Consider the following 25,786-nt stretch of genomic DNA (forward strand, 5'->3'; position numbering starts at 1 on the left):
GTGGGTGCTTGGCTTATTCGCCCCAAACGTCCTTCAAGACGTTGACCCAGTTCTCGCCCATGATCTTGCGCACCACACGCTCGGGGTGGCCGCGCTTGAGCAGGGTCTCTGTCAGGTTGGGGAACTCGCCGACGGTGCGGATGCCCAGCGGGTTGATGATCTTGCCGAAGCTGGTCAGGCGGCGGGCGTAGCCCTTGTCATGGGTCAGCATTTCAAAGAAATCCTGGCCATGGCCCTGGGTGAAGTCGGTGCCGATGCCGATGGCGTCCTCGCCGACGATATTCATGGTGTATTCGATGGCTTCGGCGTAGTCGTCGATGGTCGAATCGATGCCCTTGGCCAGGAACGGCGCGAACATGGTCACGCCGACAAAACCGCCGTGGTCGGCGATGAACTTCAGCTCTTCATCGGACTTGTTGCGCGGGTGTTCTTTAAGGCCGGACGGCAGGCAGTGGGAGTAGCACACCGGTTTTTTCGATTCGAGGATGACTTCTTCGCTGGTCTTGGAGCCGACGTGGGACAGGTCGCACATGATGCCGACGCGGTTCATCTCGGCGACGATCTCGCGCCCGAAGCCCGACAGGCCGCCGTCGCGCTCGTAGCAACCGGTGCCGACCAGGTTCTGGGTGTTGTAGCACATCTGCACCACACCGACGCCGAGCTGCTTGAAGATCTCCACATACCCGAGCTGGTCTTCAAATGCATGGGCGTTCTGGAAGCCGAAGATGATGCCGGTCTTGCCCTGTTCCTTGGCCTTGCGGATGTCGGCGGTGGTTTTCACCGGGATCACCAGGTCGCTGTTCTCGCGGATCAGGGCCTGGCTGGCGACGATGTTGTTGATCGTGGCCTGGAACCCTTCCCACACCGACACGGTGCAGTTCGCGGCGGTGAGGCCACCTTTGCGCATGTCCTCGAACAGGTCGCGGTTCCACTTGGCAATGATCAGCCCGTCGATAACGATGCTGTCGGCGTGCAATTCGGCTGGGCTCATCAGGCGTCCCCTTATTTTGGCGATTCATGCGCCGAATCGTCTGCCGGCGCTTTGGGGCCAGCATATGCCCAGGGGCCGACCGAGCCGGGTGCAAAAACGACAGGGGAATTGCCGAAAGCGTCAATCCACGACAAAGGCTGTTATGAGTGGTCTGACTGGCGGCTGTTATTTGTCTTACGCTTGAGCCAGAATTCCCGCATCACCTGATATGAGACGGCGCAATGAAATCGATTTTCCTGGCTTTGGCACTCATCGCAACCGGCGTCCACGCGGCCGAAGACACCGACAGCACGCCGTGCGATGGCATCGAAAACGACAAGCAAACCCTGGAATGCGCCACCTATAACAAAACCACTGCCGAGCAATTGCTCAAGGATAATTATCAAGGCCTGCTGGAACGCATGCATTCCACCTATGGCAGCGACAAGACCAAGCTCGCCGACATTACCGCTCGTCTGAAGGATGCCCAGCAGAAATGGGAAAAACTGCGTGACGCCGACTGCGCGGTGGACACCTTCCCGGCAGTGACCGGCACCAAAGCCTATGCGATTGCGCAAAATGACTGCCTGGCGCGGATGAGTGATGAGCGGTCGGAGTTTCTGGAGTCGATTGGGCAGGAATAAGCGACAATCCCGCCACTTTCTCTTTGAACCAAGGCCCTTCATGACTATCTGTGGCATCGAAATCAAAGGCAGCGAAGCCATCATCGCTGTCGCCTCCCTGGACAACCAGGCGCTGGGCCACGTCGCCCTGGCTACCAAGAAAATCGCCCTTGAAGACGATGATGAAGCGGCCAACGTCAAAGCCTTTGCCGCCCAGGTGAAGGCCTTCGTGCAGGCCAACGCCGTCACTCGCATCGCGATCAAGAAGCGCAGCAAAAAAGGCGAATTCGCCGGTGGCCCGACCACGTTCAAGATTGAAGGGGTGTTTCAACTGCTGGAGGGGGTTGAGGTGACGTTGCTGTCGCCGCAGACCATCAATGCGCAGAACAAGAAGCACAACTTTGAACTGCCGGCGACGTTGAACAAATATCAGCATGAGGCCTTCAAGGCGGCGTGTTCGGCACTGCTGAAGAAGTAAGCTACACCACAATCCTATGTGGGAGGGGGCTTGCCCCCGATAGCGGTGAGTCAGCCAAAGCTGTATCAACTGACAGTCCGTCATCGGGAGCAAGCCCCCACATTAGATGTGGGGTGTTTTCAGTGGGGTGTATGGCGCTTGTGCCGCAGCCAATCCCCGAACGACTTGTCTTCCAGGGCATAACCACCGCGGCCCGACTTCCACACCAACTCCTTGTCGCGCAAGGCATCGATGCAGGCCTGGACGGTCTGGGTACCCGGCACCACGTCACTGCCCATGGCTTCCAGCGCCTTGCTGACAGCCGTGAGGGTGCTGTCGGTGAAGGGCGCGAAGGGTTCGTTGTTCTGGGAGCGCTCCACCATCACCTCCAGCACGGCGCGCTGCGGGATGGTCAGGGCGTTCCAGGCGCTTTCGAACTCGGTCCATACACCCGCGCGCAGCAGTTCGGCGCGACTGTGCAGCAATTGGCCCAGATTGCTCGCCTCGCCCAGTTCCAACGCGACTTCACCGATGATCGTGCGCAACATCTCGGGACGCCGGCCTACCAGCTCAAACGCCTCATCAATATCAGCCGCGTTGAACTGGTTGGTCTCGGCCAGGTGCGCGTTGAGGTGCACAGTGTAGGCTTGGGTGAACTCTTTACCCAGCAGCGGAAACGGCGTGATGCTGGAACCGAAGAACGGCTGGCTTTTACCCAATACCAAATGGGCGAGTTTGTCGCGATTGGAACCGGTAAACACCAGGCGCAAGCCGCTGCCCTCTTCGTCACGGCCCTGGTTGAGCTGATCCCGGGCAGCCTTCAACGCGAACATCGCATTGATACCCGACTCGGTGGTCAAGGCGTGCTGCGCTTCGTCAATCACCAGCACAACGGGTTTTTCTGCAGCACTGTGGAGCAATTCCAGGGCTTGGGTCAGCGTCGCACCGACAGGCAATTGTGGCTGGGTAAAGTCCCAGGAGAGCGTCCGCAGAAAGCTCAGTTTCTCGATGCCAATATTCTTGGCCAGTTTGCGGATGCCCTTTTCATAGGGAACCAGGGCAGCCGCAATAGCACTGGCAATCAACTCCGCAGGATCTTTCTCCTTGTCAGCCCAGAGATCCACATACACCGCCAGCCAGCCCCGGAGCTGACATTCCGGAATCAGGTCTTCGCGCAGGAAAGTGCTTTTGCCGGTGCGACGGGGCGCCGCGAGGAACAGGCCAGAGGTGAAATCCTGAATACCGGCGCCCACCAGGCCATCGGCAATACTGCTTGCCAGGGCGGGGCGACGGAACACGAAGCCGCTGTGCTTGGACATGGATTTATACTCAATTATGAAAACAACTATAAATTATAGTGATGAGTATAATTCACTATAATTGTTCGTCAAACCACCTCCCGTCGCCGATCCTCCCTCGGACACTTGGCAAACCTCGCCCGATAACTCCGGGTGAAATACGACGGCGACTCGAACCCGCAGGCAATGCTCACCTCCAGCACGCTCATATCGCTCTGGCGCAGCAGCTGCCGGGCTTTTTCCAGGCGCAGGCCAAGGTAGAAGTTGCTCGGGGTATCGTTCAAATGCAGGCGAAACAGACGCTCCAACTGGCGCCGGGTAACTTTGATCGCGTCGGCCAACGCCAAGGTGCTCAGGGGCGGTTCGGTGTGCTGCTCCATCTCGCCGATCACTTGCACCAGCTTCTTGTTGTTGATGCCGTAGCGCGTGGCGATCTGCATGCGCTGGTGGTCCTTGCGCGGGCGGATGCGGCCGAGTACGAACTGTTCGGAGACCTGGATCGCCAGGTCGGCGCCGTGGGCCTGGGCGATCAGGTCGAGCATCAGGTCGATGGAGGCGGTACCGCCGGCGCAGGTGATGCGGCGGCGGTCGATTTCGAACAGTTCCTGGGTCACGCTCAGGTGCGGGTACGACTCCTTGAAGGCATCGATGGCTTCCCAGTGCAGGGTCAGGCGATGACCGTCGAGCAGGCCGGCTTCGGCGAGCACGCAGGCGCCGGTGTCGATGGCGCCGAGGGTCACGCCGTCATGGTCCAGACGGCGCAGCCAGTGCTCCAGCGCCGGCGTGGCGAACTGCAGCGGTTCGAAGCCGGCCACCACCAACAGCGTCGCACCCTTTTTCAGCGGTTCCAGCGCGGCGTCGGCGTTGACCGACATGCCATTGCTCGCCAGCACCGCGCCGCCATCGGCGCTCAGCACATGCCAGCGGTACAACTCGCCACGAAAGCGGTTGGCCACGCGTAAAGGTTCCAGTGCAGAAATAAAACCGATGGCCGAGAACCCCGGCATCAGCAGAAAGTAGAAATCCTGGGACATGGTGGCGCTCTCGTAGGACGGGCAGCGTGGCACTGTGATACTCCCGTTCTCGGGTGGATTCAAGGGGGCAGGTCGCTGCAGTGCAAGAGCTGGTCGCCGCCGTGCGTTTTGTCGCCTCCAAAGCTACGTAACTTGGCCTCACGGCGCACAAAGACGCCGGCCCCCACAATAACGACCTGCCGAGGGATCCACCATGAACCGACTGATTCGCCGCTGCGTGCTTGCACTCAGCGCCAGCGCCATCTTGAGCACGAACGTATGGGCTGCCGACGCGGCATCCTGCCAGAACGTGCGCATGGGCGTGGTGAACTGGACCGACGTCATCGCCACCAGCGCCATGACCCAAGTGCTGCTCGACGGCCTCGGCTACAAGACCAAACAAACCAGCGCCTCCCAGCAAATCATCTTCGCCGGTATCCGTGACCAGCGCCTGGACCTGTTCCTCGGCTACTGGAACCCGCTGATGACCCAGACCATCACGCCGTTCGTCGACGCCAAGCAAATCAAAGTCCTCGACAAACCCAGCCTGGAAGACGCCCGCGCGACCCTCGCGGTGCCGACTTACCTGGCGGACAAAGGCCTGAAGACCTTTGCCGACATCGCCAAATTCGAGAAGGAGCTGGGCGGCAAGATCTACGGCATCGAGCCGGGCTCGGGGGCCAACACCCAGATCAAGGCAATGATCGCCAAGAACCAGTTCGGCCTGGGCAAGTTCCAACTGGTGGAATCCAGCGAGGCCGGCATGCTCGCCGCCGTGGACCGTGCGGTACGCCGCAAGGAAGCCGTGGTGTTCTTCGGCTGGGCGCCGCACCCGATGAACGTCAATATCGCGATGACCTACCTCACCGGCAGCGACGACGCCCTGGGCCCGAACGAAGGCATGGCCAGCGTGTGGACGGTCACCGCGCCGACCTACGCCGAACAGTGCCCCAACGTGCACAAGCTGTTGACCAACCTGACCTTCACCGCCGCCGACGAGAGCCGGATGATGCAGCCGTTGCTGGATCACAAGGATGCCCTCGAGTCCGCCAGGCAGTGGCTCAAGGATCACCCCCAGGACCAGGCGCGCTGGCTCGAAGGCGTGACCACCTTCGACGGCAAACCGGCGGCGGCCAACCTGCAATTGACCAGCAAATAACCTTCTTCGAATCACCGTTTCGCGGTCACTACCGACCGCGAACGGCATCACCACGCCTGTAAGGAACCTGCCTCATGAACCACGACGTCATCATCACCTGCGCACTCACCGGTGCTGGCGACACGACCGCCAGAAGCCCACACGTGCCGGTCACCCCCAAGCAAATCGCCGCCGCTGCGGTGGAAGCCGCCAAGGCGGGCGCCACCGTGGTGCACTGCCATGTGCGCGACCCCGAGACCGGCAAGTTCAGCCGCGACGTCGCCCTGTACCGCGAGGTGATGGAGCGCATCCGTGAGGCCGACATCGACATCATCGTCAACCTCACCGCCGGCATGGGCGGCGACCTGGAGATCGGCGGCGGCGAGCACCCGATGGAATTCGGTCCCAATACCGACCTGGTCGGCCCGCTGACCCGCCTGGCCCATGTGGAAGAGCTGCTGCCAGAAATCTGCACCCTGGACTGCGGCACCCTGAACTTCGGCGATGGCGACACGATTTACGTCTCCACCCCGGCGCAGTTGCGTGCGGGCGCCAAGCGCATCCAGGAACTGGGCGTGAAGGCCGAGCTGGAAATCTTCGACACCGGCCACCTGTGGTTCGCCAAGCAGATGATCAAGGAAGGCCTGCTCGACAACCCGCTGTTCCAACTGTGCCTGGGCATCCCATGGGGCGCGCCGGCCGACACCACCACCATGAAGGCCATGGTCGACAACCTGCCGGCCGACGCGGTGTGGGCCGGGTTCGGGATCGGCCGCATGCAAATGCCCATGGCCGCGCAGGCGGTGCTGCTGGGCGGCAACGTACGGGTCGGCCTGGAGGACAACCTGTGGCTGGACAAGGGCGTACTCGCCACCAACGGCCAACTGGTGGAACGCGCCGGCGAAATCCTCAGCCGCCTGGGCGCGCGGGTCATGACCCCGGCGGAGGGTCGCATCAAGATGGGCCTTACCAAACGCGGCTAACCGAATCAAAAAATGTGGGAGGAGCTTGCCCCCTCCCACAGGGAACCACCGAACGCTCTAGGAATTTGCCATGCGCTTTATCACTGAGATCAAAACCTTCGCCGCCCTGGGCAGCGGTGTCATCGGCAGCGGCTGGGTGTCCCGCGCGCTGGCCCACGGCCTGGATGTGGTGGCCTGGGACCCGGCGCCGGGTGCCGAAGCGGCGCTGCGCAAGCGCGTCTCCAATGCCTGGGGCGCCCTGGAAAAACAGGGCCTGGCACCCGGCGCATCCCAAGACCGCCTGCGCTTTGTGGCCACCATCGAAGAATGCGTGAAAGACGCCGACTTCATCCAGGAAAGCGCCCCGGAACGCCTGGAACTGAAGCTGGAATTGCACAGCAGGATCAGCGCCGCGGCCAAGCCCGATGCATTGATCGGTTCAAGTACCTCGGGGCTGTTGCCGAGTGAGTTCTACGAGGGCTCGACCCATCCGGAACGCTGTGTGGTCGGCCATCCGTTCAACCCGGTCTATCTGCTGCCGCTGGTGGAAGTGGTCGGCGGCAAGCACACCGCGCCGGAAGCGATCCAGGCCGCGATCAAGGTGTATGAATCCCTCGGCATGCGCCCGCTGCATGTGCGCAAGGAGGTCCCCGGGTTTATCGCCGACCGCTTGCTCGAAGCCCTGTGGCGCGAGGCGTTGCACCTGGTCAATGACGGCGTGGCCACCACTGGCGAGATCGACGATGCCATCCGCTTTGGCGCCGGCCTGCGCTGGTCGTTCATGGGCACCTTCCTCACCTACACCCTGGCGGGTGGCGATGCGGGCATGCGCCACTTCATGGCGCAGTTCGGCCCGGCGTTGCAATTGCCGTGGACCTACCTGCCGGCTCCGGAGCTGACCGACAAGTTGATCGACGATGTGGTCGATGGCACCAGCGACCAGCTGGGCAAACACAGCATTTCGGCGCTGGAACGCTATCGTGATGATTGCCTGCTGGCGGTGCTGGAAGCGGTGAAAACCACCAAAGCCAAGCACGGCATGACCTTCGCCGAATAACGGAACCCTCACCATGCCTGCACTGACCACCTACACCACCCCAGTCCTTGCCGACTGGGTGGACTACAACGGCCACCTGCGCGACGCGTTCTACCTGCTGATCTTCAGCTACGCCACCGACGCGCTGATGGACACCCTCGGCCTGGACAGCGAAAACCGCGAAGCCAGCGGCCATTCGCTGTTCACCCTGGAACTGCACCTGAACTACCTGCACGAAGTGAAACTCGGTGCCGAAGTGGAGGTGCACACGCAACTGATCGCCCACGATGCCAAGCGCCTGCACCTTTATCACAGCCTGCATTTAGTGGGCGATGAGAAAGAACTGGCCGGCAACGAACAGATGCTGCTGCACGTCGACCTGGCCGGTCCGCATTCGGCCCCGTTTGCCGAGGCGACATTGGAGAAACTCATTGCGATCAGCGCTGAGCAAGCCGACCTGCCAAGGCCCGCCCTCCTCGGCCGAGTGATTGGACTGCCCCCGAAAAAATAAGGAGCCATCATGCAAACCGCCGCCGCTGTTGCCGATTTCCGTACTTACCCGAAACTCTGCGACCTCGCCGATGCACAGGTGCTGGACGATCAGGTTCGCGTGATATGGGCCGATGGTCGGGTCAGCCCGTTTCACCATCAGTGGCTGCGGGACAACTGCCCGTGCACGCAATGCGTGTACAGCGTGACCCGCGAGCAAGTGCTGGAAATTGTCGATGTGGATGAAAACCTCGGCGCCATCAGCGTGCGTATCGACCAGGGCCTCCTCAGCGTGGAATGGCACGGCGGTCATCGCAGCCGGTACGATCCCGGCTGGCTGCGGGCCCATGCCTACGACGATGAATCCCGCGCCGAACGCCGGGCGGCGAAAGCAAAATCGCGGCTCTGGGACAACACCTTCGAACTGCCTATATTCGACTACGCGGCGGTCATGCAAGACCCTGCGGCGCTGCTGCAATGGCTGCTGGCCTTGCGTGACGCGGGCCTGACGCAAATGCGCGGCGTACCCACCGAACCCGGCTCCCTGGCGCGTGTCGCCCAGCGTATTTCATTTATCCGCGAGAGCAATTTCGGCGTGCTGTTCAACGTGCAATCCAAGGCCGATGCCGACAGCAATGCCTACACCGCTTTCAACCTGCCCTTGCACAGTGATTTGCCGACCCGGGAGCTGCAACCGGGGCTGCAATTCCTGCATTGCCTGGTCAACGATGCCGACGGGGGCGAAAGTATTTTTGTCGATGGGTTTGCCATCGCCAATGCCCTGCGCGAGGAAGATCCCGAAGCGTTTCGTGCCTTGTGTGAAATACCCGTGGAGTTTCGCAACAAAGACCGCCACAGCGACTATCGTCGCCTCGCGCCGATCATCGCATTGGACGCCTTGGGGGATGTGGCAGAGATTCGCATGGCCAACTTTTTGCGTGGGCCGTTCGAGACGTCGGTGGCGCAGATGCCGTTGCTGTATCGGGCTTATCGACGCTTTATCGCGATGACGCGCGAGGCGCGCTTTCGGCTGGTCAAGCGCCTGGACCCGGGCGAGCTGTGGTGCTTCGATAACCGCCGCACGTTGCATGCGCGCAATGCGTTTGATCCCACCTCCGGGGCGCGGCACTTTCAGGGTTGCTATATCGACCGGGACGAACTGCTTTCACGAATCCTGGTGCTGCAGCGCTAAAAAAGCCCCGGTCCAGCCGTGACTGGATCGGGGCAGAGTGCCTTGTGTGAGCCGTACATCCCGAGGGTGACCAAACCTTCAAGCTGCTTGCTGATGGACAGTGTGCCTATTACTTCAGTGGGTAAATGGCCCGAAAACGACACGCTCATAGCCATCTGAGCCATTCGTGCATTCTGCCCTTGCCGACCGGCCGGGGGCCTACCAGAATCCAAGTCGATCCCCGCTCCCTTCACCAGGATAAACGTCATGATGCATGCGGATTTGATTGACCAGGATGACCTGCTGAGCCAACTGCGCTCCCTGGGTTTCGAGGTGTCCAGCGGCGCCAGCGCCGAACAGGCTTGCGAGTGCGCGGTACGCGGTTTGAGCGAAGCGCGGGCCAAGGCCCTCAAGGGTATGGTTGAGCAGATGTACACCGGCAGTGCGACGATTTTGCCGGCGGTGCGCCAGGCGATCGACAAGCAGTTGTTACCAGCGCTGATGCAGTTCAAGCAGAACTCCGGCGCCTGACAGACCGCTATCAGGGGGCAAGCCCCCTCCCACATCTGGCCATGTTCGTCATGACAACTCGGTCAAGTGTGGGAGGGGGCTTGCCCCCGATGCAGTCAACTCGGTTTAGAGCCGTACGCTCGCAAACGTCGACTCATTGCGCGCCTGGCTCAGCGCCGCCATCGGTCCCGACAGCGGTGACAACACCAGCGCCTGCGGAATCGGCATCATCGCCACCTGCTGGGTGGTGTTGGAGCCTACGCGCTCATCCCGTGGAGGAATGCCGAAGTATTCGCGGTAGCACTTGGAGAAGTGTGGGGTGGAGACAAACCCGCACACCGAGGCCACTTCGATGATCGACATCGGCGTTTGCTTGAGCAACTGCCGCGCGCGAATCAGGCGCAGCTTGAGGTAGTAGCGCGACGGCGAGCAGTGCAGGTATTTCTGGAACAGCCGCTCCAGTTGGCGACGCGACACGGCGACGTACACCGCCAGTTCGTCGAGGTCGATCGGCTCTTCGAGGTTGGCTTCCATCAGCGCGACGATTTCCTGCAGCTTCGGCTGGTTGGTGCCCAGCATGTGCTTGAGCGGCACACGCTGGTGATCCTGTTCGTTGCGGATGCGCTCGTACACGAACATCTCGGAGATCGCCGCCGACAGTTCGCGGCCGTGATCGCGGCTGATCAGGTGCAGCATCATGTCCAGCGGCGCGGTGCCGCCCGAACTGGTGAAGCGGTTGCGGTCGAGGGTGAACAAACGGGTGCTCATCGACACGCGTGGGAAGGCTTCCTGCATCGACGCCAGGCATTCCCAGTGCACGCTGCAATCGAAGCCGTCGAGCAGACCGGCACAGGCCAGGGCCCAGCTGCCGGTGCACACCGCGCCAAGGCGACGGGACTGGCGCGCCTGGCTTTGCAGCCACGACACATGCTCACGGGTCACGGTACGCTGGATACCCACGCCGCCGCACACAATCACAGTGTCCAGGACCGGGGCTTTGTGCATGGAGGCATCGGGGGTGATTTGCAGACCGTCGCTGGCCCATACCTGGTTGCCGTCGACACTCAGGGTTGTCCAGCGATACAGCTCGCGGCCGGACAGCTGGTTGGCCATGCGCAGCGGTTCCACGGCCGACGCCAGGGAAATCAGCGTGAAATTGTCCAGCAGCAAAAAGCCGATGGATTGAGGCGCACGGTTCTGGGGTTGGGCCCCTGAGTTGAACGACGTCATCGCGGTATCTCCTCACACAAAGCGGGTGATGGCCTCAGGCGAGGCTCTTGTTATTGCGCTCTTCATCCGGCAAGGCGAGAGGCTTTGAATTGGTAGAGCAAATGCCATGCCTAAATTTGAATGGCCATTCAACAAATCCTGAAAACGACCTGATGACGCGTCTAAATAAGCCCACGCGAGGAGTACGGGATATGGCTGAAATAGACGTCGGAGCGGCCCTGCTCAAGGTGTGTGAGCAGTTCGGTATCACTTGTGGGAAGGCGCTTTCAGCGCGTAGGAAAAGTCTGTCACCGCACGCACAGGTGACGGGTGGTCGAGGGGAAAATCGTTTGGAAGCTACTTATCTGTTTGCGACGCGCTAAAAGGTGGCGATTTTGGTTGGTGTGTTCACTTGTAGTGAGCGGGCTCGCCCCGCGCTGGGTGGCGAAGCCGCCCCAAAATCAGGCGACCGGGTTTTATCTGAAACTATGTGGTGCCTTTACCCAGCGCGGGGCAAGCCCGCTCACCACAAAGGCCCTGTTCATCACAACAAGCTAATCAGCACTCCACCGCACTGACCGCCAACCCGCCCCGGGACGTCTCCTTGTACTTGTCATGCATATCCGCCCCGGTATCGCGCATGGTGCGGATCACCCGGTCCAGGGAGATAAAGTGCTGGCCGTCACCGCGCAGGGCCATCTGCGCCGCGTTGATCGCCTTCACCGCGGCAATCGCATTGCGCTCGATGCACGGCACTTGCACCAGCCCGCCCACCGGGTCGCAGGTCAGGCCGAGGTTGTGCTCAAGGCCGATCTCGGCGGCGTTGCACAGTTGCTCCGGGGTTGCGCCGAGGATCTCCGCCAGCCCGGCAGCGGCCATGGCGCAGGCCGAACCCACTTCACCCTGGCAACCGACTTCAGCCCCGGAGATCGAGGCGTTCTTCTTGCACAGGATCCCCACCGCCGCCGCACTGAGCAGGTAGTCGACCACGTTGGCTTCGGTGACTTCGTCGCTGAACTTCATGAAGTAGTGCAGCACCGCCGGAATGATCCCCGCCGCACCGTTGGTGGGCGCCGTGACCATGCGTCCACCGGCGGCGTTTTCTTCATTCACCGCCAGGGCGAACAGGTTGACCCACTCCATCGCACTCAAGGTCGAGCCGATCACATTGGGCTTGTTCAACTCCTGCAGACTGCGGTGCAACTTGGCGGCGCGACGGCGCACATTGAGGCCGCCGGGCAGGATGCCTTCGTGCTTGAGGCCCTCCTCCACGCACGCCTGCATGGCGCGCCAGAGTTTCATCAGACCACTGCGGATTTCGTCTTCGGAGCGCCAGACTTTTTCATTGGCCAGCATCAACTCGGCAACGCGCAGGTTGTGGGTCTTGCACAAGTGCAGCAGTTCCACCGCGCTGGAGAAATCATAGGGCAACTCGGTGCGGTCCATGTCTGCCACGCCGCTCTGCGCCTGGGCTTCATCCACCACGAAACCACCGCCCACTGAGTAGTAGGTGTCGCGGTGCAGCTCGCCTTCATCGCCGTACACCAGCAGGGTCATGGCGTTGGGGTGGAACGGCAGGTTTTCGTCGAGCAGGCGCATGTCCCGGGCCCACACGAACGGCACGGGCAAACGCCCGTCGAGCAGCAATGTGTCGGTTTCGCGCAGGGTGTGGATGCGCAGGCCGATCTGCGACGGATCGATCGCGTCCGGCCACTCGCCCATCAAGCCCATGATGGTGGCGGTGTCGCTGCCGTGGCCGATGCCGGTGGCGGACAGCGAACCGTACAGCTGAACTTCGACACGCCTGACTTGTTCCAACAGTTCACGTTCACGTAACCCCTGGACGAACAACGCCGCGGCGCGCATGGGGCCGACGGTGTGAGAACTGGAAGGCCCGATGCCGATCTTGAACAGGTCGAAAACACTGATAGCCATTGCGGTAGAACTCCTCGATAAGCACGGCCAGGCTTGAACGAGGTGCTACGCTCAGATCGCCCAGATGGCGGCATCATCAAGCTTTTGCTGTCGCTCACGGCGTCTCACACCGACGCACCCATGCTCACCAGCGTCGCTCCCGTGCGATCGCCTGTTTCAGCCGTTTTTAGCGGTGCAGATGGGCAAAAACAGCGGTTTTACCTTGGGAAAAACCTGTAAGCGACGTCACCGACACTGGATACGACCCTCCCTGTACTGGATACGACGCCCCCTGTAGGCGTCAGATTTTCACTGGTACATGATCAGTCTCGACTCGTTTGCAAGGCACCGTGGCAGAGCTGTTGCCGCACGCTCCAACCGCAACACTTATAAAGCGCGGCGAATGCCGCCAGAAAAAACACAGGAGTCTACCCAGATGAAAGGTTCACCCTCGTTGTTGTTGGCCGCCATGCTGAGTCTGCCAGTCATGGCGCACGCCGCAGAACCGGAACAGTGCAAGACCGTCAACTTCTCCGATGTCGGCTGGACCGACATCACCGTCACGACCGCGACCACCAGCGAAATCCTCAAGGGCCTGGGCTACAAGACCAAGACCACGATGATTTCCGTTCCTGTGACCTACAAGTCCCTGGCCGACGGCAAGAACATGGACGTGTTCCTCGGCAACTGGATGCCGACCATGGAAAACGACATCAAGCAGTACCGTGATGCCGGCACCGTGGAAACCGTGCGCGCCAACCTGGAAAACGCCAAGTACACCCTGGCGGTACCCGAAGCGCTGTACAACAAGGGCCTGAAAGACTTCGCCGATATCGCCAAATTCAAGGATGAGCTGGGTGGCAAGATCTACGGCATCGAGCCGGGTAACGACGGCAACCGCACCATCCAGACGCTGATCGACAAAGACGCCTTCGGCTTAAAGACCGCCGGTTTCAAAGTGGTCGAATCCAGCGAAGCCGGGATGCTTTCCCAGGTTGAGCGCGCCACCAAGCGTGACCAGGCCATCGTGTTCCTCGGCTGGGAACCGCACCCGATGAACACCCGCTTCAAGATGAAGTACCTGACCGGGGGTGACGATTCGTTCGGCCCCAACTACGGCCAGGCCACCATCTACACCAACACCCGCAAGGGCTATACCGAGGAATGCAGCAACGTCGGTCAGTTGCTGAAGAACCTGGTGTTCACCTTGAACATGGAAAGCACCCTGATGGGTAACGTCCTGGACGACAAGATGAAGCCCGATGCCGCCGCCAAGGCCTGGCTGAAAAAGAACCCGCAAGTCCTCGACACCTGGCTCGCCGGAGTCAATACCGTCGATGGCAAACCAGGCCTGGAGGCCGTCAAAGCGTATCTCGCCAAGTAATCCCGCTGACCCCGGGGCGGTGCGCTGCCCCGGGATGTTTTCCCTCTTCGCATGTGGACATTCACTACCATGCTGACTGAACAGAAAATCCCACTAGGCCAGTACATCGCTGCCTTCGTCGAATGGTTGACCCAACACGGCGCCAACTACTTCGACGCAATCGCATCGACACTGGAAACGATGATCCACGGCGTGACGTTCGCGCTGACCTGGTTCAATCCGCTGGCATTGATCGGTCTGATTGCGCTGCTGGCTCACTTTATTCAACGTAAATGGGGACTGACTGTTTTTGTCATCGCCTCCTTCCTGCTGATCCTCAACCTGGGGTACTGGCAGGAAACCATGGAGACCCTCGCGCAGGTGCTGTTCGCCACCCTGGTCTGCGTGGTCATCGGTGTGCCGCTGGGCATTGTTGCCGCGCACAAACCGCTGTTCTACACCATGATGCGGCCGGTGCTCGATCTGATGCAGACCGTACCGACCTTCGTCTACCTCATCCCTACCCTGACCCTCTTCGGGCTGGGTGTGGTGCCTGGGTTGATTTCCACGGTGGTGTTCGCGATTGCCGCGCCGATCCGCCTGACCTACCTGGGTATCCGTGATGTACCGCAAGAGTTGATGGACGCCGGCAAGGCCTTTGGCTGCTCGCGCCGTCAGTTGCTCTCGCGCATTGAACTGCCCCACGCCATGCCGAGCATCGCTGCCGGTATTACCCAATGCATCATGCTGTCGTTGTCGATGGTGGTGATCGCCGCCCTGGTGGGCGCCGACGGCCTCGGCAAGCCGGTGGTCAACGCGCTGAACACCGCCGATATCGCCCTGGGCTTCGAAGCCGGCCTGGCGATTGTGCTGCTGGCCATCATGCTCGACCGCATCTGCAAACAACCCGACGCCAAAGTAGGGGGTGATGCATGAGCATTATCCGATTCGACAATGTCGACGTGATCTTCTCCAAAGACCCACGCGAAGCGCTCAAGCTGCTGGACCAGGGCATGAGCCGTAACGAAATCCTGAAAAAGACCGGGCAGATTGTCGGCGTTGAAAAGGCCAGCCTGGATGTGGAAAAAGGCGAGATCTGCGTGCTGATGGGCCTGTCGGGCTCCGGCAAGTCGAGCCTGCTGCGCTGCATCAACGGCCTCAACACCGTCAGCCGTGGCCAGCTGTTCGTCGAGCATGAAGGTCGCCAGATCGACATCGCCTCCTGCAGCCCCGCCGAGCTGAAAATGATGCGCACCAAGCGCATCGCCATGGTGTTCCAGAAGTTTGCCCTGATGCCCTGGCTGACGGTGCGCGAGAACATCAGCTTTGGTCTGGAAATGCAGGGCCGCCCGGAAAAAGAACGGCGCAAGCTGGTGGACGAGAAACTCGAGCTGGTGGGCCTGACCCAGTGGCGCAACAAGAAGCCCGATGAGCTGTCCGGCGGCATGCAACAACGCGTCGGCCTGGCCCGCGCGTTGGCGATGGATGCCGACATCCTGCTGATGGACGAGCCCTTCTCCGCCCTCGACCCGCTGATCCGCCAGGGCCTGCAGGACGAGTTGCTGGAACTGCAAAGCAAACTGAGCAAGACCATCGTGTTCGTCAGCCACGACCTCGACGAGGCGCTCAAGCTGGGCAGCCGCATCGCGATCATGAAAGACGGCAAGATCATCCAGTACAGCGTGCCGGAAGAGATCGTGCTGAACCCGGCGGACGACTACGTACGCACCTTCGTCGCCCATACCAACCCGCTGAACGTGCTGTGCGGCCGCAGCCTGATGCGCACGCTGGACAACTGCAAACGCGTCAACGGCTCGGTGTGCCTCGACCCGGGCGGCGATTCGTGGCTGGACCTGTCCGAAGGCAACACCATCCAGGGCGCCCGCCAGAATGGCGTGGTGATGAACCTGCAAAACTGGGCACCGGGGCAACCGGTGGAAGGTTTGGGCCGGGTACCGACCCTGGTGGATTCGAATATCGGCATGCGTGATGCGCTGCAGATTCGTTACCAGACGGGGAACAAGCTGGTGTTGCATGACAACAACCAGGTGGTGGGGATCCTCGGCGACAGTGAGCTCTACCACGCCCTGTTGGGCAAAAACCTGGGCTAACACACACTGCAAAACAACTGTGGGAGGGGGCTTGCCCCCGATAGCGGTGGATCAGTAACAGATGGACTGACTGACACACTGCAATCGGGGGCAAGCCCCCTCCCACATTTTTTGCCCCAGTGGCGTCAGTGACACCACCGGGCTTTCAACGCATCAGCTATAGACACGGCCAAGGAGCTGCCGATGGCTTTCAAACTGATCGAGCACGTCCCGGGTGATCTGTTCCTGGGCGAAGCCCATCAGGTCGTATTCCTGAGGCCCGTTGTGCAGGTACACCTCGGCCCGGTAATAGCGGGTGCGTTCTTCTTCGGGCAGGTCGCTCGGCGCCGACGAGTAAGCATCCAGGCTCACCTCATAAACGAAGGGGTTGCCCTCTTCCATCTCGATGCGCACACCGATGCAGCGCTTGGATTTACCCAGCAGCGTCTGCACTTCCAAACCTTGTTCACGCAACGCCGTCGCCGCTTCTTCCAGCGCCGGCGTGACGTGCTTGTCCATAAAGCGCTGCACAGTGCCCTGGCTCGGTTGCAGGTCGAGTGCCGTCAAGCGCTCGCTGAAGCCGCGACGCCCGCGTTCAGCCAGTTGCGCTTGCTCCTGTTCGATCGCCACGTCCTGGCGCATCGCCTTGTGCAAACCGAACATAAAGAAAATCAGCACCACCGAGAACGGCAGCCCCGCCAGCACCACCATGGTTTGCATGGCTTCGAAGTTGCCGGCAAACAGCAGGCCGATGGTCACCAGGGTGATCACCGCCGACCAGAAGATGCGCAACCAGTGCGGCGCATCTTCATCCACATTACCGCCTTTGCAGGAAAGGTTGGCCATCATCACCGCGCCGGAATCCGCCGGGGTCAGGAACAGCACAAAGCCCACGAAGATCGACACGCCGATAACGATTTTCGACGCCGGGTAATGCTCCAGCAACTGGTAGATAGCCATGGACGGTTGTTCCAGCGCCGTCTTGCCCAACTCCACCGCACCATGGTTCAACACCAGGTCCAGCGCCGAGTTACCGAAGATCGACAGCCACGCCAGGGTAAAGCCCAGGGGAATCAGCAACACGCCGGCCACCAGTTCACGCACCGTGCGGCCACGGGAAATCCGCGCGATGAACATGCCCACGAACGGTGCCCAGGAAATCCACCAGGCCCAGTAGAACAGGGTCCACAGGCCCATCCAGCGTTCGGTCTTGTCACCGTCGCCTTCGTACACATAGAGGTCGAAGGTTTTCAGCACGATGCCGTTGAGGTAGTCGCCGGTGTTCTGCACCAGGCCATTGAGCAGGTGCAGGGTCGGGCCGAACAGCAGCACGAAGATCAGCAAGCCGCTGAACAGCACGATGTTGAGGTTGGACAGGCGGCGGATGCCGTTCTCCACGCCCGACACGGCGGCGATGGTCGCCACGGTGCTCATCACAATGATTACGATCAGCAGGTTGGTGTTGCTGTGCGCCATGCCGAACAGGTTTTCCAGGCCGGACGACACCTGCATCGAACCGATGCCCAGGTTCGTTACCAGGCCCAGCAGGGTCACGAACATGCCGAAACCGTCCACCGCGTGACCGGCCGCGCCCTTCACCCAACGCTCACCCACCAGCGGGTACAACGCCGAACGCAAGGCCAGCGGCTGGTTATGCCGGTAGGCGAAGTACGCCACCGCCAGGCCGACCAGCGCATAGATCGCCCAGCCATGCAGGCCCCAGTGCAAAAAGGTCAACTGCAACGCCTGGCGTGCCGCGCCGTTGCTGGCGGCGGCGCCTTCGGGCGGGTTGAAGTAGTGATCCAGTGGCTCGGAGGCACCGAAGTACAGCAACGAGATACCGATGCCCGACGAGAACAGCATGCCGGCCCAGGCGCCGTAGCTGAAGTCCGGGGTGTCGTCCTTGCTGCCCAGTTTCAACTTGCCATAGGACGAAAACGCCAGGCCGACCACAAACACCAGGTAAGCGGCGATGACCACCATGTAGTACCAGCCGAAGCTTTTGGAAAGCCAGGCCTGGGCTACGCCGAGCATGCGCCCGGCCTCCTGCGGGGCGATGATCAGAATGGCGGTCAACAACAGAATCAGTGCGGTGGAGGTGTAGAACACCCAACCGTTGACCCGTACCTTTTCCGGCGGGGTCTTTATAAGAGAGGCAGAACTCATGGCGCAGATGCTCCGGGCAGTGCGAGAGAGAAACACAAGGCAGCGGTTATCCCGACCTATCGATTTTTCGGCAGTCGACGGACGGGTGTTATAAAGACACCCCGAAAATCCTTGAGCCCCACCAGGCAGTGGGCAGGCCTTGATACCGCCTGTTTCAAAGGTTTTTGCAGGTGCCGGATGTCGCGGCCCTCACGTAGGAAATACCTGTAGGCAGCGACCATTTGTCGCAGAGCTTATTCTTTGTTGATTGAACGTTCAATCAAAACAAAATAGACTGGCCTTCAAGTCGACGAACGTTCATCGCCCGTCGGCAGGCCTAAGGAGAGGTGCTACATGCCCAAGGTCGGTATGCAACCCATACGCCGCCAACAGTTGATCGAAGCCACGTTGACGGCCATCGACCAGGTCGGAATGGGAGATGCCAGCATTGCGCTGATCGCCCGTTTGGCCGGGGTCTCGAACGGCATCATCAGTCACTACTTTCAGGACAAGAACGGCCTGATCGCCGCGACGATGCGCTACCTGATGAACATGCTGATCGAGAACGTCCACGAACGCAGGCTTGCGCTGAAGGACGACAGCCCACGGGCGCACCTCCGGGTGATCATCGAGGGCAACTTCGACGCCAGCCAGGTCAATGGCCCGGCAATGAAAACCTGGCTGGCCTTCTGGGCCACCAGCATGCATCACCCGTCATTGCACAGGTTGCAGCGGATCAACGATCAACGTCTGTATTCCAACCTGTGCTGCCAGTTCCGCCGAGTGCTGCCGCTGCCGCACGCACGCAAAGCAGCCAGAGGCCTGGCGGCCCTGATCGACGGTTTGTGGTTGCGCGGTGCCCTGTCGGGGGACGCTTTCGACACGGCGCAGGCGCAACGGATCGCTTACGAATACATGGATTTCCAATTGGCCAAGCAGGTGAGTTAGAGCCCTTATAAACGCTCAACCCCTGAACGTCCGCCGCCCAGTGTTGCCACACCCTCATGGCCCACTTTGCGGCGGGTAACGCCAACCACTTATGCACTTGCGAGGACTTTATGGCCCGTTTCGACCTGCAAAAACTCTACATTGACGGCGGCTACAGCGACGCTGGCAGCGATGCCACCTTCGACGCCATCAACCCGGCTAACGGTGAAGTTCTCGCCCAAGTGCAACGCGCCACGTTCGACGACGTTGAACGTGCCGTGGTCAGCGCGGAAAAAGGCCAGAAAATCTGGGCCGCCATGACCGCCATGGAGCGTTCGCGCATCCTGCGTCGTGCCGTCGACATCCTGCGCGAGCGCAACGACGAACTGGCCGCCCTGGAAACCCTGGACACCGGTAAAGCCTTCTCCGAAACCCAGTACGTCGACATCGTCACCGGCGCCGACGTGCTGGAATACTACGCAGGCCTGGTACCGGCCATCGAAGGCGAGCAGATCCCGCTGCGCGACACCTCGTTCGTCTACACCCGCCGCGAGCCCCTGGGCGTGGTCGCCGGTATCGGCGCCTGGAACTACCCGATCCAGATCGCCCTGTGGAAATCCGCACCGGCCCTGGCCGCCGGTAACGCGATGATCTTCAAGCCAAGCGAAGTCACCTCGCTGACCACCCTGAAACTGGCCGAGATCTACACCGAAGCCGGCGTTCCAGCAGGCGTGTTCAACGTCTTGACCGGCAGCGGCCGTGAAGTCGGCACCTGGCTGACCGAGCACCCGCGCATCGAGAAAGTCTCGTTCACCGGCGGCACCGACACCGGCAAGAAAGTCATGGCCAGCGCTTCGAGCTCGTCGCTCAAGGAAGTGACCATGGAACTGGGCGGCAAGTCGCCGCTGATCGTGTTCGAAGACGCCGACCTGGATCGTGCGGCCGACATCGCGATGATGGCCAACTTCTACAGCTCCGGCCAGGTCTGCACCAATGGCACCCGCGTGTTCGTGCCCAAGCACCTGCAAGCGGCATTCGAAGCCAAGATCGTTGAGCGTGTTGCGCGCATCCGCGTTGGCGACCCGCAGGACGCCAACACCAACTTCGGTCCGCTGGTCAGCTTCGCCCACATGGAAAGCGTGCTGGGCTACATCGCCAAAGGCAAGGAAGAAGGCGCCCGCGTGCTGTGCGGCGGCGACCGCCTGACCGACGGCGACCTGGCCAAAGGCGCCTTTGTGGCCCCGACCGTGTTCACCGACTGCACCGACGAGATGACCATCGTCCGTGAAGAAATCTTCGGCCCGGTGATGAGCATCCTCACCTACGAAACCGAAGAAGAAGTGATCCGCCGCGCCAACGACACCGACTTCGGCCTGGCTGCGGGCCTTGTGACCAAGGACCTGAACCGCGCCCACCGCGTGATTCACCAGCTGGAAGCGGGCATCTGCTGGATCAACGCCTGGGGCGAATCCGACGCGAAGATGCCGGTGGGTGGCTACAAGCAATCCGGTGTGGGCCGTGAAAACGGCATCAGCTCGCTGAACAACTTCACCCGCATCAAATCGGTACAGGTTGAGCTGGGCGACTACGCCTCGGTGTTCTAAGACCCGGGTTTTGTCGTGCCTTTGAGGCCGTCATCGGGGCAGGCCCCCGATGAGGCCCGACCTGCTGACCACACTTCAAAGAGGGTGCATTTATGTCCCAAGAATACGACTACATCATTGTGGGTGCCGGCTCCGCCGGTAACACCCTGGCAACCCGCCTGACCGAAGACGAAGGCGTCACCGTCCTGCTGCTGGAAGCCGGCGGCCCCGACTACCGCCTCGACTTCCGTACCCAGATGCCCGCCGCCCTGGCCTTCCCGCTGCAAGGCCGGCGCTACAACTGGGCCTACGAAACCGATCCGGAGCCACACATGGACGGCCGCCGGATGGAATGCGGTCGCGGCAAGGGCCTGGGTGGCTCTTCGCTGATCAACGGCATGTGCTACATCCGTGGCAACGCCATGGACTACGACAACTGGTCGAAACTGCCAGGCCTGGAAGACTGGAGCTACCTCGACTGCCTGCCGTATTTCCGCAAGGCCGAAACCCGCGACATCGGCCCCAACGACTGGCACGGCGGCGATGGCCCGGTCAGCGTGACCACGCCTAAAGCCGGCAACAACCCGCTGTTCCACGCCATGGTGGAAGCGGGCGTGCAGGCCGGTTACCCGCGCACCGAAGACTTGAACGGCTACCAGCAGGAAGGCTTCGGCCCGATGGACCGCACCGTCACGCCTAACGGCCGTCGCGCCAGCACCGCGCGCGGTTACCTGGACATAGCCAAGAAGCGCTCCACACTGACCATCGTCACCCACGCCCTCACCGACAAGGTGTTGTTCGAAGGCAAGCGTGCCGTTGGCGTGCGTTACCTGATCGGTGCCGCCGAAGAGCGCGTGGAAGCCCGTGCGCGTAAAGAAGTGCTGGTGTGCAGCGGCGCAATCGCTTCGCCGCAGCTGCTGCAACGCTCCGGCGTCGGCCCGGCCAAGCTGCTGGAAAGCCTCGACATCCCGGTGGTCCACGACCTGCCCGGCGTCGGCGAAAACCTGCAGGACCACCTTGAGCTGTACCTGCAATATGCATGCACCCAGCCGGTGTCGCTGTACCCGTCGCTGCTCTGGTACAACCAGCCGGCCATCGGTGCAGAGTGGCTGTTCAACGGCACCGGCATCGGCGCCAGCAACCAGTTCGAAGCGGGTGGTTTTATCCGTACCCGTGAAGAATTCGAATGGCCGAACATCCAGTACCACTTCCTCCCGGTCGCGATTAACTACAACGGCAGCAACGGTGTGAAAGAGCACGGTTTCCAGGCGCACATGGGCTCCATGCGCTCGCCGAGCCGTGGCCGCGTGCAACTGAAGTCGAAGAACCCACGGGACTACCCGAGCATCCTCTTCAACTACATGGCCACCGAGCAGGACTGGCAGGAATTCCGCGACGGCATCCGCCTGACCCGTGAAATCATGCAGCAGCCGGCACTGGACCCGTACCGTGGCCGCGAAATCAGCCCGGGCATCGAGGTGCAAACCGATGAGCAGTTGGACAAGTTCATCCGCGAGCACGCCGAGACCGCGTTCCACCCGTCCTGCTCATGCAAGATGGGCGACGACGAGATGGCCGTGGTCGATGGCGAAGGCCGCGTGCATGGCATGCAGGGCCTGCGCGTAGTCGATGCGTCGATCATGCCGATCATCACCACCGGCAACCTGAACGCACCGACGATCATGATCGCCGAGAAAATCGCCGACAAGATCCGTGGCCGCCAGCCGCTGCCGCGCAGCACTGCCGACTACTACGTGGCCGGCGATGCGCCGGTACGTGGCAAGCCGTTGCGTGAAGTGGGACCATTGGCGCAATAACGCCAAACTCTGTGGTGAGCGGGCTTGCCCCGCGCTGGAGTGCGCAGCGCTCCCAAGATTTTGGGGGCCGCCGCGCAGCCCAACGCGGGGCAAGCCCGCTCGCCACAGGGGCACTTGCCACAAAGAATCACCTCTCCTTGATCGCTCCCCAGCCCCGGCCTACTCTGTGTGCCTGCCCGCGCTGAGCCGCCCACAAGGAAGGCCCCATGTTCGAACACCACGCCACACTCAAGCAGCACTTCAGTGCCCTGCGCACCACCGCCGAATTTTTCTCCCTGCGTTACGTGCGCGAGTCCGGCCAGTACCTGTCGGTGCGCAAGAACGTCGCCGAACCGCCGCACCTGAACCACGACGAAGGCGCCATGCTCACCGTGCGTTTGAACGGTGTGGAAACCTACGCCGCGACCCACGATATTTCCCTGCCTGGCCTGCAAGCCGCCCTCGAGCGCGCCGAACAGCAAGCACGCCTGATAAAACCTCACGCCCTGCTCGACCTGCGCGACCAACCGGTGTCCAGCGACGTCGCCGACTACCTGTCGCCGCACCTCGAGCACGCCTTCCCGTCCTTGAGCGACTGCTACCAACTGCTCGGCGATGAGTCCTCTGCGGTGCCCCAGGACGAGCGCCTGGTGAACTGGGAAGTCAGCCTCGGCCTGACCCATGTCGAGCAGATCTACCTCAACAGTGCCGGCGCCGAACTGCGCCAGGCCCAGCGGTTTGTGTTCCCCGGCGTCAACGTCACCGCCTACGACGGCACCGACAGCCAATCGCGCACCCTCGGCGGCAGTAACTTCGGCCAGCAAGGCGGGTTTGACGTGATCAGCCGCTTCGGCCTGGTGGGCGCCGCGCCGCGCATTGCCGACGAAGCCCTGCAACTGCTGCTGGCGCCCAACACGCCCCAGGGCCCGCGCGACCTGCTGCTGATGCCCGACCAGATGATCCTGCAGATCCACGAGTCCATCGGCCACCCCCTGGAACTCGACCGCATTCTCGGCGACGAGCGCAATTACGCCGGCACCAGTTTTGTGAAGGCCAGCGACTTCGGCCAGCTGCAATACGGCTCCAAGCTGTTGAACGTGACGTTCGACCCGGACATTCCCGAGCAACTGGCCAGCTACGGCCATGACGACGACGGCACCGCCGCCAGCAAGCAATTCCTGATCCGCGAAGGGCTGCTGCTCAAGCCGCTGGGTGGGGCGTTGTCGCAGTTCCGTTCGGGCATGGGCGGCGTGGCCAACAGCCGCGCCAGCAGCTGGAACCGCGCGCCGATCGACCGCATGGCCAACCTGAATATCGAAGCCGGCGATAAGAGCCTGGCGCAACTGATCGGCGGCATCGACAGCGGCATCCTGATGTCGACCAACCGCTCGTGGTCCATCGACGATGCGCGCAACAAGTTCCAGTTCGGCTGCGAGTGGGGCCAGTTGATTGAAAACGGCGAGCTCAAGGGCGTGGTAAAGAACCCCAACTACCGGGCGATTTCCGCGCAGTTCTGGCGCAACCTCAGCGCCGTGGGCGACGCCAGCACCTTCAAGGTGCTGGGCACGCCGAACTGCGGCAAGGGCGAGCCCAACCAGGTGATCCGCGTCGGCCATGCGTCGCCGGCCTGTGTGTTCAGCAACGTTGACGTATTTGGAGGAGATGCCGAATGAACACCTTCAAGGCATTGGTGCAGTGGCTCAAGCAGGCCATCACCGACAAGGAACAATTCCACCTGGGCTATGCGGCAGAATCGTCCGAGTTCGTGCGCTTCAACCACGCCAAGGTGCGTCAGGCCGGGCACGTGCAGCAGGCCAGCCTCAACCTCAAGCTGATCAACGATGGCCGCCATGCCGACCTCGGCATCACCCTGGCCGGCGAGCCCGAGCTGGATCGCCAGCGCCTCGCCGACGGCCTGCGGCAATTGCGCGAAACCCTGCCGCTGCTGCCCCATGACCCGTACCTGCTGCTCAACCACAACGCCTGGCAAAGCCACCACGAACAGGCCCGCCCCTTGCCCGACCTGGCCCAGGTACTGGAAGAAATCAGCCAGGCCGCCGATGGCCTCGACCTGGTCGGCTTCTATGCCGCCGGCCCGATCAGCCGGGGCTTCGCCAGTTCGGACGGTGCGTTTGGCTGGCATCAGGCCAATAGCTTCAACTTCGATTTCAGCCTGTTCCACGCCAATGGCGAGGCGGTAAAAGCCAGCTACGCCGGCGACGCCTGGGACAGCGCCGAGTTCGCCCGGCGCTTCCAGCTGGCGCGTGAACAGCTGGAATTCCTCGGCCGCCCGCTGCACACCGTGGCGCCCGGGCAGTACCGCGCCTACCTCGCGCCGGCGGCGTTGGAAGAAATCATCAGCATCATCACCTGGGGTGGTTTTTCCGCCCAGGCCATCGCCAGCAAAGGCAGCTCGTTGCAACGGCTGTATGCCCGCGAGCAGTCCTTGAGCCCCCTGGTGACGGTGAAAGAACATATCACCGACTCCCTGAGCCAGGCGTTCTCCAGCGAAGGCTACCCGCGCAGTGACGTCACCCTGATCAATGCCGGCCAGGCCGAGGGCCAACTGGTGAACTCCCGCAGCGCCGCCGAATATGGCCTCAGCGCCAACGGCGCCAGCGGCGATGAGTCACCGAGCGCCTTGCAGATCGCGGCGGGCAACCTGGCCCAGGCCGAGATCCTCAAGCAACTGGGCACCGGGCTCTACATCAGCAACCTGTGGTACCTGAACTACTCCGACCTGCCCGCCGCACGCCTGACCGGCATGACGCGCTTCGCCACGTTCTGGGTGGAAGACGGCGAGATCAAGGCGCCGGTCAGCACCATGCGTTTTGATGACAGCGTCTACCAGTTGCTCGGTTCGCAACTGGAAGCGCTGACCGCCGAGCGGGAACTGCTGCTGTCGGCCAGCACTTATAGCCAGCGCAATACCGCGTCCAACCTGTTACCGGGTGCCCTGGTTAAACGCCTGACCCTGACCCTGTAGATACCCCCCCCTGTGGGAGCGGGCTTGCCCTCTCCCACCTTGTCCTGTGCTGATTTCAGACATCCCGGTTTCAGCCCTTCCTACCGTAGATTCTCTTCCTCCCAGT

The 25,786-nt window shown here is 61.7% G+C and carries 22 protein-coding genes; 16 read left to right on the plus strand and 6 right to left on the minus strand.

Translation table 11 applies throughout. The annotated features are described in order from the left end of the window. Window positions 1-13: 13 nt before the first annotated feature. Entirely contained in the window at window positions 14-991 is a 978-nt protein-coding gene (locus tag B9N88_RS21360; protein ID WP_027606003.1) for a dipeptidase, read from the minus strand. A gap of 221 nt (window positions 992-1,212) precedes the next feature. Here B9N88_RS21360 and B9N88_RS21365 point away from each other — a divergent pair, with 221 nt between their 5' ends. Together B9N88_RS21365 and B9N88_RS21370 are read left to right on the plus strand one after the other, a co-directional pair. Beyond that, on the plus strand, window positions 1,213-1,614 hold the full coding sequence (locus tag B9N88_RS21365) for a lysozyme inhibitor LprI family protein (RefSeq protein WP_027606004.1): 402 nt from the start codon (window positions 1,213-1,215) through the stop codon (window positions 1,612-1,614). Window positions 1,615-1,654: 40 nt separating this feature from the next. Continuing rightward, window positions 1,655-2,071: a DUF3010 family protein gene (locus tag B9N88_RS21370; RefSeq protein WP_027606005.1), complete on the plus strand. Its 417-nt coding sequence runs from the start codon at window positions 1,655-1,657 to the stop codon at window positions 2,069-2,071. A gap of 119 nt (window positions 2,072-2,190) precedes the next feature. Here the strand turns inward: B9N88_RS21370 and B9N88_RS21375 are convergent, their stop codons facing one another. Together B9N88_RS21375 and B9N88_RS21380 are read right to left on the minus strand one after the other, a co-directional pair. Continuing rightward, window positions 2,191-3,369, minus strand: coding sequence for an AAA family ATPase (locus B9N88_RS21375; RefSeq protein WP_027606006.1), 1,179 nt, complete (start codon window positions 3,367-3,369; stop codon window positions 2,191-2,193). Window positions 3,370-3,437: 68 nt separating this feature from the next. After that, window positions 3,438-4,382, minus strand: coding sequence for a GlxA family transcriptional regulator (locus B9N88_RS21380; protein ID WP_027606007.1), 945 nt, complete (start codon window positions 4,380-4,382; stop codon window positions 3,438-3,440). 193 nt (window positions 4,383-4,575) lie between these two features. Between B9N88_RS21380 and B9N88_RS21385 the strand changes: the two genes are divergently transcribed. The 6 genes from B9N88_RS21385 (at window position 4,576) to B9N88_RS21415 (ending at window position 9,688) form a co-directional block, all read left to right on the plus strand. After that, entirely contained in the window at window positions 4,576-5,520 is a 945-nt protein-coding gene (locus tag B9N88_RS21385) for a choline ABC transporter substrate-binding protein (protein ID WP_027606008.1), read from the plus strand. A 74-nt stretch (window positions 5,521-5,594) separates the two neighbouring features. Beyond that, window positions 5,595-6,482 (plus strand): 3-dehydrocarnitine:acetyl-CoA trimethylamine transferase CdhC, encoded by an 888-nt coding sequence (locus B9N88_RS21390; RefSeq protein ID WP_027606009.1) that lies wholly within the window; start codon window positions 5,595-5,597, stop codon window positions 6,480-6,482. Window positions 6,483-6,552: 70 nt separating this feature from the next. Beyond that, complete coding sequence (locus B9N88_RS21395) at window positions 6,553-7,518, plus strand: L-carnitine dehydrogenase (RefSeq protein WP_027606010.1); 966 nt, start codon at window positions 6,553-6,555, stop codon at window positions 7,516-7,518. 13 nt (window positions 7,519-7,531) lie between these two features. Next, window positions 7,532-8,008: a thioesterase family protein gene (locus B9N88_RS21400; RefSeq protein ID WP_027606011.1), complete on the plus strand. Its 477-nt coding sequence runs from the start codon at window positions 7,532-7,534 to the stop codon at window positions 8,006-8,008. A 9-nt stretch (window positions 8,009-8,017) separates the two neighbouring features. Continuing rightward, the gene (locus tag B9N88_RS21405; RefSeq protein ID WP_027606012.1) at window positions 8,018-9,178 is read left to right on the plus strand and encodes a gamma-butyrobetaine dioxygenase; all 1,161 of its coding nucleotides are present in this window, start codon (window positions 8,018-8,020) and stop codon (window positions 9,176-9,178) included. Between the two features lie 246 nt (window positions 9,179-9,424). Beyond that, window positions 9,425-9,688, plus strand: a complete 264-nt coding sequence (locus B9N88_RS21415; RefSeq protein ID WP_027606014.1) for a hypothetical protein — start codon at window positions 9,425-9,427, stop codon at window positions 9,686-9,688. A 105-nt stretch (window positions 9,689-9,793) separates the two neighbouring features. Here B9N88_RS21415 and B9N88_RS21420 read toward each other — a convergent pair whose 3' ends face one another. Both B9N88_RS21420 and B9N88_RS21425 read right to left on the minus strand, forming a co-directional pair. Beyond that, complete coding sequence (locus tag B9N88_RS21420) at window positions 9,794-10,897, minus strand: choline metabolism transcriptional regulator GbdR (RefSeq protein WP_027606015.1); 1,104 nt, start codon at window positions 10,895-10,897, stop codon at window positions 9,794-9,796. Window positions 10,898-11,434: 537 nt separating this feature from the next. Continuing rightward, complete coding sequence (locus B9N88_RS21425) at window positions 11,435-12,811, minus strand: L-serine ammonia-lyase (RefSeq protein ID WP_027606016.1); 1,377 nt, start codon at window positions 12,809-12,811, stop codon at window positions 11,435-11,437. Window positions 12,812-13,226: 415 nt separating this feature from the next. Between B9N88_RS21425 and B9N88_RS21430 the strand changes: the two genes are divergently transcribed. The 3 genes from B9N88_RS21430 to choV all read left to right on the plus strand — a co-directional run bounded on the left by B9N88_RS21430 (window position 13,227) and on the right by choV (window position 16,264). After that, window positions 13,227-14,174, plus strand: a complete 948-nt coding sequence (locus B9N88_RS21430) for a choline ABC transporter substrate-binding protein (protein ID WP_027606017.1) — start codon at window positions 13,227-13,229, stop codon at window positions 14,172-14,174. 69 nt (window positions 14,175-14,243) lie between these two features. After that, window positions 14,244-15,089 (plus strand): choline ABC transporter permease subunit, encoded by an 846-nt coding sequence (gene choW, locus B9N88_RS21435; RefSeq protein ID WP_016972877.1) that lies wholly within the window; start codon window positions 14,244-14,246, stop codon window positions 15,087-15,089. Then, window positions 15,086-16,264 (plus strand): choline ABC transporter ATP-binding protein, encoded by a 1,179-nt coding sequence (gene choV, locus B9N88_RS21440; protein WP_027606018.1) that lies wholly within the window; start codon window positions 15,086-15,088, stop codon window positions 16,262-16,264. Before choW ends, choV begins: the two co-directional genes overlap by 4 nt. Window positions 16,265-16,417: 153 nt before the next feature. On the opposite strand, the gene B9N88_RS21445 is transcribed toward choV, so the two are convergent. Next, the gene (locus tag B9N88_RS21445) at window positions 16,418-18,352 is read right to left on the minus strand and encodes a BCCT family transporter (RefSeq protein WP_223841653.1); all 1,935 of its coding nucleotides are present in this window, start codon (window positions 18,350-18,352) and stop codon (window positions 16,418-16,420) included. Window positions 18,353-18,742: 390 nt separating this feature from the next. On the opposite strand from B9N88_RS21445, the gene betI reads away from it, so the two are divergent. The 5 genes from betI to B9N88_RS21470 all read left to right on the plus strand — a co-directional run bounded on the left by betI (window position 18,743) and on the right by B9N88_RS21470 (window position 25,680). Continuing rightward, entirely contained in the window at window positions 18,743-19,336 is a 594-nt protein-coding gene (gene betI, locus B9N88_RS21450) for a transcriptional regulator BetI (protein ID WP_027606020.1), read from the plus strand. Between the two features lie 110 nt (window positions 19,337-19,446). Next, entirely contained in the window at window positions 19,447-20,919 is a 1,473-nt protein-coding gene (gene betB / locus B9N88_RS21455; RefSeq protein WP_027606021.1) for a betaine-aldehyde dehydrogenase, read from the plus strand. Between the two features lie 92 nt (window positions 20,920-21,011). After that, a complete protein-coding gene (betA, locus tag B9N88_RS21460) occupies window positions 21,012-22,715 on the plus strand; it encodes a choline dehydrogenase (RefSeq protein ID WP_027606022.1) in 1,704 nt (567 codons plus the stop codon). A gap of 206 nt (window positions 22,716-22,921) precedes the next feature. Then, on the plus strand, window positions 22,922-24,367 hold the full coding sequence (locus tag B9N88_RS21465; RefSeq protein WP_027606023.1) for a TldD/PmbA family protein: 1,446 nt from the start codon (window positions 22,922-22,924) through the stop codon (window positions 24,365-24,367). After that, entirely contained in the window at window positions 24,364-25,680 is a 1,317-nt protein-coding gene (locus tag B9N88_RS21470; RefSeq protein ID WP_027606024.1) for a TldD/PmbA family protein, read from the plus strand. Before B9N88_RS21465 ends, B9N88_RS21470 begins: the two co-directional genes overlap by 4 nt. Window positions 25,681-25,786: the final 106 nt, after the last annotated feature.

This window comes from Pseudomonas sp. LAMO17WK12:I1 (assembly GCF_900177315.1).
Classification (GTDB): Bacteria; Pseudomonadota; Gammaproteobacteria; order Pseudomonadales; family Pseudomonadaceae; genus Aquipseudomonas; species Aquipseudomonas marginalis.